Annotated in this window: 10 protein-coding genes and 1 rRNA gene; 6 read left to right on the forward strand and 5 right to left on the reverse strand. The window is 38.2% G+C overall.

All coding sequences use genetic code 11. The annotated features are described in order from the left end of the window. Positions 1 to 70: 70 nt before the first annotated feature. Positions 71 to 406: a hypothetical protein gene (locus FCI53_RS17025; protein ID WP_138420248.1), complete on the reverse strand. Its 336-nt coding sequence runs from the start codon at positions 404 to 406 to the stop codon at positions 71 to 73. Between the two features lie 233 nt (positions 407 to 639). Between FCI53_RS17025 and FCI53_RS17030 the strand changes: the two genes are divergently transcribed. Continuing rightward, complete coding sequence (locus tag FCI53_RS17030; RefSeq protein ID WP_138420249.1) at positions 640 to 1,884, forward strand: aminopeptidase; 1,245 nt, start codon at positions 640 to 642, stop codon at positions 1,882 to 1,884. Here the strand turns inward: FCI53_RS17030 and FCI53_RS17035 are convergent. Then, positions 1,881 to 3,701, reverse strand: a complete 1,821-nt coding sequence (locus FCI53_RS17035; RefSeq protein ID WP_138420250.1) for a DNA ligase D — start codon at positions 3,699 to 3,701, stop codon at positions 1,881 to 1,883. The genes FCI53_RS17030 and FCI53_RS17035 overlap by 4 nt on opposite strands. A 301-nt stretch (positions 3,702 to 4,002) precedes the next feature. Here FCI53_RS17035 and ku point away from each other — a divergent pair, with 301 nt between their 5' ends. Both ku and FCI53_RS17045 read left to right on the forward strand, forming a co-directional pair. Beyond that, positions 4,003 to 4,893, forward strand: coding sequence for a non-homologous end joining protein Ku (gene ku / locus FCI53_RS17040; protein ID WP_138420256.1), 891 nt, complete (start codon positions 4,003 to 4,005; stop codon positions 4,891 to 4,893). A 426-nt stretch (positions 4,894 to 5,319) separates the two neighbouring features. Then, positions 5,320 to 6,339, forward strand: a complete 1,020-nt coding sequence (locus FCI53_RS17045; RefSeq protein WP_138420251.1) for an acyltransferase family protein — start codon at positions 5,320 to 5,322, stop codon at positions 6,337 to 6,339. A 31-nt stretch (positions 6,340 to 6,370) separates the two neighbouring features. On the opposite strand, the gene FCI53_RS17050 is transcribed toward FCI53_RS17045, so the two are convergent. Continuing rightward, positions 6,371 to 7,297: a fructosamine kinase family protein gene (locus tag FCI53_RS17050; protein WP_246050139.1), complete on the reverse strand. Its 927-nt coding sequence runs from the start codon at positions 7,295 to 7,297 to the stop codon at positions 6,371 to 6,373. A 286-nt stretch (positions 7,298 to 7,583) separates the two neighbouring features. After that, the gene (locus tag FCI53_RS17055) at positions 7,584 to 8,321 is read right to left on the reverse strand and encodes an AraC family transcriptional regulator (protein WP_138420252.1); all 738 of its coding nucleotides are present in this window, start codon (positions 8,319 to 8,321) and stop codon (positions 7,584 to 7,586) included. A gap of 201 nt (positions 8,322 to 8,522) precedes the next feature. Here FCI53_RS17055 and pgmB point away from each other — a divergent pair, with 201 nt between their 5' ends. Next, the gene (gene pgmB, locus FCI53_RS17060) at positions 8,523 to 9,203 is read left to right on the forward strand and encodes a beta-phosphoglucomutase (protein ID WP_138420253.1); all 681 of its coding nucleotides are present in this window, start codon (positions 8,523 to 8,525) and stop codon (positions 9,201 to 9,203) included. Positions 9,204 to 9,224: 21 nt separating this feature from the next. After that, positions 9,225 to 11,519 (forward strand): glycoside hydrolase family 65 protein, encoded by a 2,295-nt coding sequence (locus FCI53_RS17065; RefSeq protein ID WP_138420254.1) that lies wholly within the window; start codon positions 9,225 to 9,227, stop codon positions 11,517 to 11,519. 688 nt (positions 11,520 to 12,207) lie between these two features. Here the strand turns inward: FCI53_RS17065 and FCI53_RS17070 are convergent. Next, the gene (locus tag FCI53_RS17070; RefSeq protein ID WP_138420255.1) at positions 12,208 to 12,942 is read right to left on the reverse strand and encodes a YwaF family protein; all 735 of its coding nucleotides are present in this window, start codon (positions 12,940 to 12,942) and stop codon (positions 12,208 to 12,210) included. Positions 12,943 to 13,753: 811 nt separating this feature from the next. Between FCI53_RS17070 and FCI53_RS17075 the strand changes: the two genes are divergently transcribed. After that, a 16S ribosomal RNA gene (locus tag FCI53_RS17075) occupies positions 13,754 to 13,878 on the forward strand; the annotation flags it as partial.

Genomic DNA, 13,878 nt, shown 5'->3' on the forward strand with positions numbered 1-13,878 from the left:
TTTGTTTTCGTATAAGTTGTATTATGTGCATTAATATTTATAAATAGTTTTTGATTGTTGTTTTGTCATGTTAACGTGCATTTAAAGCTTTTTCATACATGATCCAGCGCAATTTCACAAGATCCTGCGTATTTACAGTTTTTTCATACATGATCCAGCGCAATTTCACTAGATCCTGCGCATTTAAAGCTTTTTCATACATCATCCAGCGCTTTTTCTCAAGATCTTGCGTATTTAAAGCATTTTCGTACATGATCCAGCGCAATTTCTCAAGATCCTGCGTATTTAAAGCATTTTCGTACATGATCCAGCGCAATTTCACAAGATCTTGCGTATTTAAAGCATTTTCGTACATGATCCAGTGCAATTTCACTAGATCCTGCGTATTTAAAGCATTTTCGTACATGATCCAGCGCTTTTCCCCTTGATTCTGTGTAAATCACAGTACTTCCAGTTTAATTAGTTAATAATTTAATGCACATAATACAGCTAATGCAACACAAATAGGATTGATTTCATGAAACTAGAATGGATCCTTAATCAATAATGATCCGATACCTAGTAAAACCACAATACGAGAAATGTCTTGAAAAATATGAAATAATAAATAAGCACACAAACACAGTGGGAGGCATGAATATGGAAAATAAACAACAATTATTAGAAAAATACGCTGAATTGGCGATCAAAACTGGTGTACACTTACAAAAAGGCCAAGGACTAATCATTAATGCACCAATTGAAGCTGCTGAATTTGTTCGTATCGTAGCGAAACAAGCATACGCTGCAGGAGCAAAAAATGTACATATCGAATGGAACGATGATGAATTAACCTACTTAAAAATGAAACATGCTCCAATGGAAGTATTGGAAAACTTTCCGCAGTGGCGTGTAGATGCGTTAGAAGGCATGGCTAAAGATGGCTATAGTGTGCTGTCTATTTTTGGTGAAAATCCTGATTTAATGAAAGACATTGATTCAGACCGGATAGCGGCTGTAACGGGAGCGAGCGGCCAAGCGCTTAGTACGTATCGTGATTATGTGATGAATGATAAAGTGAGTTGGTGTGTCATTGGGTACCCAATTGCAGCTTGGGCGGAAAAAGTATATCCAGAGAAAGCGACGCAAGAGGCAATCGATGCTTTATGGGATCAATTATTTAGTATCGTTCGTGTTGATCAGCCAAATCCAGTCGAAGCCTGGCAAAAGCATAATGAAACATTACGACAAGCTCGGGAATACTTGAATCAAAAACAATACAAACAACTCCATTACAAAGCGGAAGGTACCGATTTAACCATTGATTTACCTGAAAACCATATTTGGCATGGAGGTTCAGCAAAAACAGAAGCGGGTGTCACGTTTAACCCGAACTTGCCGACAGAAGAAGTATTTACTATGCCACATAAATATGGTGTCAATGGGACGGTAGCAAGTACCTTGCCGCTAAGTTATGGTGGAAATTTAATTGAGAATTTCACCTTAACGTTTGAAGATGGAAAAGTAACGGATTTCACCGCGGAAACAGGGGAGCAAGCACTCCAAACATTACTAGATGCGGATGAAGATGGTGCTCGTCGCTTAGGTGAAGTCGCACTTGTTCCACATGATTCACCGATTTCGAATGCTAACATTATTTTTTACAATACGTTGTTTGACGAAAATGCATCTTGTCATCTTGCCTTAGGAAAGGCTTATCCAACGAACATTAAAAATGGCCCATCGATGGATAAACAAGCGATGGACCAACATGGTGTAAATGATAGTATTGTGCACGAAGACTTTATGATTGGATCTGCCAAATTAAATATTGATGGTGTCACAAAAGATGGTAAAAAAGAAGCGATTTTCCGTGGTGGTAATTGGACGATTTCTTTTGACTAAGTCATGTCAATAAATTGTTTCACCAACTCTAGTGATTGGTTGTCCCTTGCTTGCTGGTAGCTTGCAAACGGGCAACCTTTTTCTTTTACCCGCTTCACAACGTTGGCAATCGTAAATGTTTTAGGTGATAGCTTGTTGTTTACTTCTTCCCAAAACAATGGCGTGGAAACCGTCGCATCTTCCGTTTTTCTTGGGGAGTAGGGTGCGATTAATGTTTTGTCTTTTCCGTGTTGGACATAGTCGATGTATAAACGATTGTTTCGGTTTTTTTTCATTCGTTCGGTTGTGAATAAATCTGGGTAATTTTTCTCGAGTAAAAAAGCTAGTCCTTGAGTAAAGGTTGCTGTTTGTTCGTACGTTAAGGAACCTACTGGAATTGGAATGTACACTTGGATTCCTTTATTGCCAGATGTTTTGACAAAAGTATGAAGGTGAAACTCATCCAGAAGTTGCTTCAGTAATTGAGCAGCATAAATCGCCACATCAAATGCTTCTACACTTGGTGGATCAAGGTCAAACACAATCTCGTTAGGTGTCGACATGTCCATTCGTTGAAATGGTACATGGTATTCTAATGCCCCGTGATTTCCTAACCAAACCAGAGCCTCAACGCTTCTAGCATGTAGTAATGTTTCCTCGCCTGATTTATTTCCTGCCAAATAATTTGGCGCATAGTCAGGCAAATGTTTTTGGAAAAAAGACTCTCCGCCCACGCCGTCAGGGCAACGAATGACGGTTAATGCTTTTCCTTTTAAAAATGGCAGCATAAATGGTGCGATGTTGCGTAAATAGAGAAGCAGGTCGCCTTTCGTAAATCCGTTTTTGTCCCAAAAGATCTTTTCTTGTTTAGTTAGATCAATTACATGCGGGAACATAGCGAGATCTCTACGTACTTTTTGCCTTGTACAATCGCCTGTGTCAAGGTCAAAGCGAAACTGCTTAAACTGTGGCTCACGCAGTTCTCCTTCTTTCACGCCCAAACAATGGATATCGACACAAATCGCTGGTGGAAGGTGATAGACATCTCCATGTTTTGTGCCCTTGGATGCAACAAGAGTCTTTAAAGTGTTCAATTCCTCACCATCCAGTCCATGTTTAAACTTGCCAATTGGCTGGAGATTGTCTTGGTTATAGACGGCTAATTCAAAGTAACCATTATCTTGGTTATAGGACGTAAGAATCCCGCTAACCGTACGCCAATTCTTTATTTTAAACCAGTCACGATGACTCTTCCCTTCTATGTAGGAACTGTCGCATCGCTTGGCGATGATTCCTTCACCATGGTGCTCAAACAATGTCTCCCATAAAAGCTTAGGATTAGTTGTTTCTTCAATATATCCAATTCGGTCATGCCAACTAATCAAAGTTTTCGTATTTAGCGAATCGTATAGATTGCGAAGTTGCTGCTTGCGCTCATACCAGTTTGTTTTGGTTAGCTTTTTCCCTTGGAATATTAGGAGATCAAACGTTAGAAAATGGGCTGGACGATTATTGGCTGCTTGTTTAATTTTGTCGCTTGTTTTTAATCGACCGCGTTGTTGTAACAAAGAAAAGTTAGCTTGATACGGTGTATTTAGTACAACAAGCTCGCCATCTAATTTTATAGGTAATAGGTTTTGGAGTTGGTTTTGTTTTTCGTGACAATAAGCAATAATCTCAGGGAAATTTGTTGTTAGATCATTCCCGTTACGACTGATGAGCTTAATCGTATTCTCGCTCCATTCCAATGTAGCTCGGAACCCATCATATTTAACTTCATAAACCCACTGATCGCCAGACGGAATCTCCTCGCTCGCGATCGGCTGCATGGTTCTCATATGTACCACCTCAAGTTTAGTCTGTCTTTAGATTGCGTGAATAAACATGTTGGTATGGTTTTTAAGTCAACGAAAAATTTAAGCAAGATGTGGACGATTAGTCGTTTTCGTCTATATTAGAGGCAAAAATCCTTCCTAATGTGCACGTTTGTTTCATCTTGATCTACATAGGATTTTCTCTCAACTACGAATATGAATAACAACGTACACACACAAACCTAAAAACATAATACCTTCCACAATCGTGCATAAAAGCGGGGCGGCGCTGCAAACTAAACGTAAAAGGAGGTCGGTCGTGTCGATGCATACAATGTGGAAAGGGACGATAAGTTTTGGCTTGGTTAATATCCCGGTCAAACTCCATTCGGCAACAGAAAATAAAGATGTCAAGCTACGTCAACTCCATAAAGAGTGCCAATCGCCAATTAAGTATGAAAAAGTATGCCCTGTTTGTGATCGTGAAATCGAAAATGATGAAATTGTCAAAGCCTATGAGTATGCAAAAAATAAATTTGTGATGTTGACGGATGAAGAGTTGGCAGAAATCCAGGAAGAAAATAAAGAACGTGCAGTGGAAATTGTTGATTTTGTTCAATTAGATGAAATTGATCCGATTTATTTTGAAAAAAGTTATTACTTATCACCGAATGAAGGCGGGGGCAAGGCGTATACATTGTTACGCAAAGCATTGGAAGACACGGGGAAAATTGGTGTCGCGAAAATGGTGATTCGCTCCAAAGAACAATTGGCGGCAATTCGTGTCTATAAAAATACATTAGTCGTCGAAACAATTCATTATCCAGATGAAGTACGAAATGTCCAAGATGTTCCAAATGTACCAGAAGACATAGAAACGCCTGAAAAAGAATTAGATACTGCCAAAATGCTAATTGATCAATTAACTAGCGAGTTTGATCCAGATAAATATCAAGATGAATATCGTACAGCATTATTAGATTTAATTGAAGAGAAGAAAAATCAAGACGAAACGACAACAGCAACGGAAAAACCGAAACCGAACAATGTAACCAACTTAATGGAAGCATTAGAAGCATCACTAGATCGAGCGAAAAAGGACAACCCCGCATCTGAAGAAAAGAAAAAGGCGCCAACGGCCAAGAAGGCGACCGCCAAAAAAACACTAACACCGAAAAAGGCAAATCCGAAAAAACAAACGAGAAAAAGAGCATAAACTTTATCCCGCATGTAACTGGCAGTAAGCCCCCACTTCAATTTATGAGGTAAACCAAACAAGATAACTTGGGGAGGGCCTGCGGGTCTTTATCAATAAGTGCGAGATGAAAGTACCCCCAACTGATGGAAGTTTCACTTTATAACAGCCAATCCATTAATGATGGATTGGCGATTTTAATGTACGTCATTCATTTCTAGTGTGATGTGTTTTTTTGTGAATTCCTATCATTTCAAAAAAAGGGGGTTATTACATACAGTCAGATAATTTTACAAAGGTAGGACTTTTGTTACAAAAGTTACAAGGAGTTAAATGGTACTTTACAAGTTTCTAACATCTTCCTATTATCCCTTAACTTTAAGTTTAAAAAATAATACGCTAGGGAAAGAAATAGTGCCAGAAACTAATTATATAAAGGATGAGCCTATGCAACGGGAAGCATTTTTTGATAATGCGAAAGTCTTATTGATCTTTTTTGTCGTATTTGGACATGTGATCCAGCCATTAACATTGGATTCTGACCCCATTCAAGTGTTGTACCATTGGGTTTATTTCTTTCATATGCCAGCATTTATTCTATTGAGCGGTTTCTTTGCTAAAGGAATAGGAAGCAAGTCTTATATATCAAAGTTGTTTAAAAAACTAATCGTCCCATATATTCTTTTTCACATCTTATACACTGGCTATTATTTACTGCTAGGTATGGATGGTTGGCAAACAACGTTTATTTATCCGCGTTGGTCATTATGGTTTTTACTCAGCTTATTTTGCTGGCATCTATTATTAATCATATTTAAAAAGTTACCACCACTTTTATCAATGAGCACTGCTGTTGGAATAGCAGTTGCGATTGGTTATATCGATTGGGTTGGACACACCCTTAGCTTATCGAGAACGTTTGTATTCTTTCCATTTTTCTTGCTTGGCTATTGGCTAACAAAGGACCAACTTCTGAAAGTGAAAACAAAAACAGTAAAGACTATATCTATTGTTGTTATGTCAATTGTTGCGATTGGTTTGGTGATTGCACCTCCATTTGCAAATGAATGGCTATTAGCTTCGCATTCGTATCAAGCACTCGGTTTTCCGGTTCTTGGCGGAGGCTTTCGTCTAGGTGTGTTTGTAGTCGCCACTCTCATGATAGTCAGTATCTTGGCTTGGGTTCCGACTAAACACAACATATTCACTCATATCGGTGAAAAAACATTATACGTCTATTTACTGCACGGCATATTCATTCAATTTTTCAGGCAAACAGAGCTGCTAAAGGTAAGCAACTTTTTCGATATGATCGGCTTAGTCATTATATCGTTTGCGATTGTACTTGTTTTAGCTTCTAAACCTGTTCGAATGGTGGCCCAACCACTGGTTGAAGGTAGATTTACGATGTTAAGGGAGAGATTTCAATCTTCTCCAAAATACAAAACATCCAATACGTCCACCTAATGGAGAAAAGGAGAGGTTGTTTGCCTCTCCTTTAAACGTAATGATTTAAAATACGATCAACCGAATTCCCATAACTTTCCCCAAACATATTTAAATGCACGAGTAAATAATAGAGCTGGTACAATGGCTTTATTTCTTGATAATTTTCCGGGAGTGGATTTGCTTCTTGATAAGCGTGGTAAAAGTCGGAAGAGAACCCGCCAAATAGCTCAGTAAATGCGATTTCGAATGCTCGATCCCCATATAATATAGAAGGATCGATTAGGTAAGGATGCCCATCTGGTCCTGCGATCCAATTGCCTCCCCATAAATCGCCATGTAATAAAGATGCTTCAGGATTATGATTTACCCATTTCCCTAATTGATCGATCACTTTCTCTAAATTTTTTCTCCGTTTTGTTGGTAGCCGTCCACGTTCATTTGCAATTTTTAACTGCTGTCCAAGTCGTTGCTGTTTGTAATAGGTTAACCAGTCCTGGCAAAGCTCGTTCCTTTGTGGAAGTGTCCCAACAAATGTGTCTTTATCAAATCCGTGTTGGTTGTTTGTGTGTAGATGCATGTTAGCCAATTTTGTTCCTAACTCTGATGCAGTATGAGTGCTTGGGTGGCCTTCGATCCAGTCCATCACCATAACAGCCAGTTCATCTTCGTGTGGTCTGTCATAATAGTGAACATGTGGGACGTGAATCGTCTCTGATGCTTCGATTAACGAAAGCCCGTGTGCTTCTACTTCAAAAAAATGTGGAGGTACCTGGCTATTTGCTTTGACAAAATAATTGGATTGTTCTGTTTGTACACGAAAAGCCTGATTAATATCCCCGCCAGCAACTTGATCAATGGACACTAGTGTAGAATTGTCACCAATTTGTGCCAAACGATCTTGAATGATTTCCTTCATGGTCATCCCCGCTTTCATTTGTGTTTGTTGCGTACTATTTGAGATTATTGTCTTTTGCAAAATAAATATAGACTCCGATGCAACTTTTGCATAGCTTTCCTTTTCTTAGTTTTCTTGTTATTTATAACTTTAAAATTCTGCTTAGTCTGATTTCGTGTCACTTATAAGGCATTGACGACATGAAATCCATTCCTCGTGCAAGTTTCATGTTGCATCTAAATTTCTCCCCGCTAAATAGAAGCGCAATTAAGTGCCGTCAGATTTTCTATCACCGCGAAACAACTAAAGTAGCACTCCTTTACCAATCTTTTAAAACCTGTCACACAGTCTAACAAAAAACCAAAACTCACGACAAATGCCGGTCCCTGAACTGTCGTGGGGTCATACCTTGATACAATTTAAACTGAGAAGTGAAGTAACTTGAATTACAGAAACGAAACAGCATGGCAATATCGGCAATGGAATCGGTCGTATGTAGCAAGACATATTTCGCTTCTTCCACTCGCTTTTTATTAATATATTTGACAACAGAAATACCCACTTCTTTTTTAAACAAATGGGATAGATAGCTAGGATTGACAAAACAATGATCAGCAATCTGCTGAAGTGTTATGTCTGATAATATGTGTTCGTTGATAAAAGAAATGGCATTATTGATGGTGGTACTATAGGGGGATTCTTCCTCCTCACTTAACACATCAATAAAATGACGAAGCATCTCATACTCGAGTTCATTTAAGGATGGCGCACTGTCACATCTTTCAATTTCTAAAATATAAACATCACTTAAGGTGAACGCCTTTTCTGGATGGACGCCTCCAGCAATGATCGAACGTGTGAATAGTGTACAAGAACATATTAACGAGTTTTTTAGGGATCGAATCGTTGTTGTAGATAATTGTGGTCGTTGATCTTTATTTATACTTTCTAAAATTTTTAATGCCTTTAATAGGTCAGCATTTTTAATCGCATCTTGTAGGCGTGTTTCCATTAGGAAAGATGGGTGTAAATACTCGTTTTGTCTATTTTTTAATTGTAGTTTGATGAACTGGGAATGTAATTTATCTCGATTTGAATAGTGCATAGATCCTCCTAAACTAACAAAAATTTTATCTATAACCTAAAAATCTTAATATTATTGTAAGCGATTTTATAATAGAATGAAAGAACTAGTTGCTAGGAATGGGAAAAGGTGAGCGGAAGAAGTTTTTCCATTCTATCAACATTCATACTTACCATTGCAGTCACGTTGATAAAAAAGGTACATCAGAAAGGAAATCAAATCATGACACAATTTCCCAAAGCATTTATTTTTGATTTAGATGGTGTCATTACCGACACGGCAGAATTTCATTATTTGGCATGGAAAGAACTAGGAAAGGAACTAGGTGTAACGATTGGTCGGGAGTTTAATGAACAGTTGAAAGGAATCAGTCGAATGGATTCATTGGATAGAATTCTTGGATTAGACCCTTCATTGACTGATATGCCGGAAGCAGAGAAGGAGCAATATGCGACCAAAAAAAATGAGCATTATAAACGATTGATTGAAACAGTTACACCTGCACACATTTTGCCTGGGGTCAAAGGCTTGCTAGAAGAAATAAAGCAGCATGATATAGAGATTGCGCTAGGTTCAGCAAGTAAAAATGCACCAGCTGTATTAAAGCAGCTTGGCTTAATGAGCTATTTTGATTATCTAGTCGATGCAGCAAAAGTATCCAAAGGGAAACCAGATCCGGAAACCTTTACAACTGCTTCAGATGGTCTTGGGGTTGCTTATCAAGATTGTATCGGGATTGAAGATGCCCAAGCGGGAGTGGAGGCAATTAACCAAGCTCATATGTTTTCTGTAGGTGTTGGAGAATTATTGAAAAACACTGATCATAAGGTGGCGACTACTGAACAATTAGACTTTCAAACGATTTTAACTAAATATGCGGAATGGAGAAATAAGAAACAATAATAACAGATGGGGTGCTACACAATGACATGGAAACTAACGAAAAACAACCTTGATAATGCGAACCTTTTAGTTGATGAAAGTTTATTATCATTGGGCAACGGCTATCTCGGTGTACGTGGAAATTTTGAAGAAGGATATAAAGAAGCGTTTCAATCGATTCGAGGAACATATATTAATGCTTTTCACGATCAAACAGAAATTAGTTATGGGGAAAAACTACACGCCTTTCCTGATACCCAGCAAAAACTATTAAATGTAATCGACGGGCAGACTATTGAGATTTTTTTAGATGAAGAACGTTTCTCCGTGTTCACAGGCGAATTGCTAGCGTTTGAACGTAACTTGCATATGGATGCAGGATTTGCAGAACGGATCGTACATTGGAAATCAGAAACGGGTAAGGAAGCAAAAATTCATTTTAGACGCTTTACGTCATTTGTAACGAGAGAGTTATTTGCAATTGATGTAAAGATCGAGCCGCTAAACAATGTGAACCAAGTAAAAGTGGTGTCGACTGTTAATGGAGATGTGTCGAATTTTGTTGATAAAAATGACCCGCGGGTTGCATCAGGCCATGCCAAGCGATTGGAAGTTGTCGATGTCAACAATCAAGCAGACTTTAGTATGGTGAAAGATGTGACATATGCATCCAATCTTGAAGTGGCCTGTGTGACAACAACGCAACTTGCATCGGAGGGCTATTCGTATGATTGCCATGTAACGAATGGGGCGGTCGAAGAAAGTTACAGAGTGGACGGCAAGCAGCCTGTTCATTTTTCTAAGTTCAATGTTTACACAGACACATTAAGACATGGGGAAGGGCTAGTGGATCGAGCGGTAGCAATTCAAGAAAGCTTACGTAGTAAAAGTTTTGATGACCTATTAGCAGATCAGAAAAGGTATTTAGATGATTTCTGGAAAATATCCGATATATCAATCGGTGGAGATGACCAATTGCAACAAGGAATTCGTTTCAACTTGTATCACTTAATGCAATCTGTTGGAAAAGATTCAGTAAGTAATATTGCTGCCAAGGGATTGTCTGGTGAAGGGTATGAAGGACATTATTTCTGGGATACCGAAATTTACATGTTCCCTGTATTCTTAATGACCCAGCCAGACATTGCTCGTAATCTATTAATTCATCGTTACTCCTTGTTGGATAGTGCACGAGCTAGAGCGAAAGAAGTGGGGCACACCCAAGGGGCACTCTTCCCATGGCGCACCATTACAGGTGGAGAAAGCTCTGCCTTTTTCCCGGCAGGAACTGCACAATACCACATTAGTGCCGATATTGCTTATAGTTATATTCAATACTATTTAGTGACCAAAGACCAAGCATTTTTACAAGATTATATGGCAGAACTGTTATTTGAAACAGCTCGCCTTTGGATTGATACCGGACATATGAAAGATGGCGAGTTTAGAATTGACGATGTGACAGGGCCTGATGAATATACATGCATTGTCAACAACAACTATTACACCAATGCAATGGCTAAACATAATTTACAATGGGCAGTTAAGGCATATAAGCATTTGAAGGAACATGCTAATGATAGGTTAGCAGAATTAACTGCGAAACTTAACCTTAATGAAAAAGAAATCGAGGGTTGGATAGATGCAGGAGAAAATATGTATCTTCCATATGATGAGACATTGAACATCAATGCCCAAGATGATAGTTTCTTGCAAAAGGCTCGTTGGGATATAGATCATACACCGAAAGAGAAATTTCCATTACTATTAAACTATCATCCGCTAACCCTTTATCGTTATCAAGTATGTAAACAAGCGGACACAGTTCTTGCCCATTTCCTTCTAGAGGATCAGCAAGATTTTGATACGATTAAGAATTCTTATGATTACTATGAACAACTGACAACACATGATTCGTCCTTGTCTTATTGTGTATTCAGTATTATGGCATCGAAGTTAGGATATGACGAAAAGGCTTATCGTTACTTTAATGAAACAGCTCGTTTAGATATTGATAACACACATGGTAATACGAAAGATGGCTTGCATATGGCGAATATGGGGGGCACTTGGCTTGCGCTCGTATATGGTTTTGCTGGTTTAAGAGTAAAAGAAACTGGTTTATCTCTGGCTCCATCATTACCAGAACAGTGGGATTCGATTGCATTCCACTTACACTATCAAGGACGTTTGCTCCGGGTAAACATGGATCACGATAAAGTTTGTTATAAAGTAGTGGAAGGTGACGAGCTAACGGTCATCCATCACGGAGAACAGGTTAAGTTACCTAATGGAAAAGAAATTGAGTTGACATTTAATAAGAAGGTTAATCTGTAAAAACAAAAGACTGTGCTAACTCTTCAATGAGTTAGCCAGTCTTTTTATTTGCTGTGTGTGCAAACTGTTTTTGGAAAATTTGGATCAAGGTATCGAGGTGTATATATGCATTCATAATAATGCTGCAAGTAGTGTTTGTTATAGAAGTTCCTTAACTTTGGTCTAACTATAAATTTCGAAAAAAGTTAAAAGCGCGCAATCAGCGGAGGCTCATCAGCCGTCCTAGGATGCGCGTAATGTATTGCCGCAGCGACTTTTAAGCACCCATCTTTTATAAGAAGTGGCGAGTTATGTCGTACAATACGTCTTATATGCACTAACATTAATCTTTTGAAACAATTAAAAAAATAAGTTTTATAAAAAATAAAGTAGGGTATAAGTCGAAGGGATTCTATGAATTCTTTTGTGAAATCACACTGCCTTTTAAAAATAATTCATAGAATTTTCTGTTTACTCATTGAATATTACTGTTACATCAACTAAAATAAAGGGACGTAATGAAGCGCTTTCAACCAACTGGGGGGAATTTATTGCATGGAGAACTTCTCGCAATTAGTTAGAAGTGTGGAATCAAATTTAAGTAGAACAGTTCAAGATAAGGAATACAATTTTTTGGTATGGTTATATTCCAAACACCAAAAAGAGAAGAAAAAGGAAGCTTGATGTGTTTAAGCCTTGAAAAAGGTTTTCAAGGCTGCCTATGATTTGTGTTGTGATGGTTAAGTAATGAAAAAACACCTAAAAGAAATAAGAATATACCTAGAGCGACTAGCCCAAGCTTAATGTAATATGCAAAACCTGTTCCAAAGTAATGTAATAAGGTGTTTGCAGCGGGCTCAGACAAATATAAATAATTGGATCCAAACGTTGGATTAATCCAGGTACCTACGATAATTGCATAGCCAACTAGTAACGAATAGGCAGTCACTAAACCTTTCGCTGTTGCTTTATAATGACTTGTTAAAATTAAAAATAAACTTGCCCACGAGATGGCAATGTGATGAATGAAAAATTTCCAAAAACGAAAATGCTGATAATCATAAGGGATATCTGGTGTGATTATGGCTAACAGTGCAGGAACAATGCCGAAAAATACAGCTAATTGGACAAGCGTACGATTAGGCTTCCATAAGGCGAGGATTGCAATGATTGACGCAACTCCGCACAAGTGTAGTGGCATGTGATCTCCGAATGTCCACAGACCATTTAGGATGGCCCATAGTTGATAGGAGGCCTCTGATAAAACTAAAACGACAAGTAATGTCCAACGAATCGTTTGATACACGTTTGGCCTTGCCGCAATTTGTTTATAAGTTAAAAATAGGACAATGATTCCGACAACATAGAGTAGCATCATAATGATATGGCTGGTTGAAAACAGTAAGAAAGGCTGATCAACCGCTTCCCCAAACCAAAGCCGCAAAGAGAACACCTCATTTCCGTTGTTCTTATCCACAGAATATCATAAATAAATGTTAGACAATAGGCGATGGAGTAAATAGTATAGTAATAACGTATCTTGGAAGGATAAATAGAATAGTTGTGTAAGTATACTTGCGTTAGAAATAAGATGGAGGTAACATTTTTCGTTCTAGTATTAGTATGAGAGGAAACGTGTTATTATTATGTAGAAAGTCTATCTTATCTTAAAGCCGATTCTTTCATAATACTGTACGCTAATAGTAAAAAAGCATTGACTAATCAGTGAAGAAGAATATATGATGGGTAATATTCTATTTATCTCACATGTAACCGGCAGTAAGCTTGTGCTTCAATCTAAGTGGTGAAACCAAAGAAGATGAGTGGAGGATGAAAGCTATTTGCTGGTTGAAGTATCACTCTATCTAGTCGGTCTTATTAAGTTGATTATCGGCAACAAAAATAAAATTGCGAAAAGTGATTGACTTTTAGTTTGATAGCATGGTATTATAGTTTTTGTCGCTTTGACAGGCGGTTTTGAAAAAAACAAATTGAAAAAAGTTCTTGACTTTAAAATTTCGATTTGTTATTATATTAATTGTCGCTGAAAACGACTTAAACAATTTGATCTTTGAAAACTGAACAAAACAACCAGTATGAAACAGATCGGGTAAGACGTTTCATTCATTTGAAACGATTAACCTTGAATCAATTTTTAAAAGCTAGTTTTTGAAACGAGCAAGATTTAAATGACCACCGACTAAGTTCGTCACGTCCTGTGACAACGTCGGCATTAGCACATCCGTGTGCGTCATTTTATGGAGAGTTTGATCTTGGCTCAGGACGAACGCTGGCGGCGTGCCTAATACATGCAAGTCGAGCGCGGGAAGCAAGCAATCACCCTCCGGGGTGTGCGCTTGTGGAACGAGCGGCGGACGGG

Source organism: Aquibacillus sediminis (assembly GCF_005870085.1).
Taxonomy (GTDB): Bacteria; Bacillota; Bacilli; order Bacillales; family Amphibacillaceae; genus Aquibacillus_E; species Aquibacillus_E sediminis.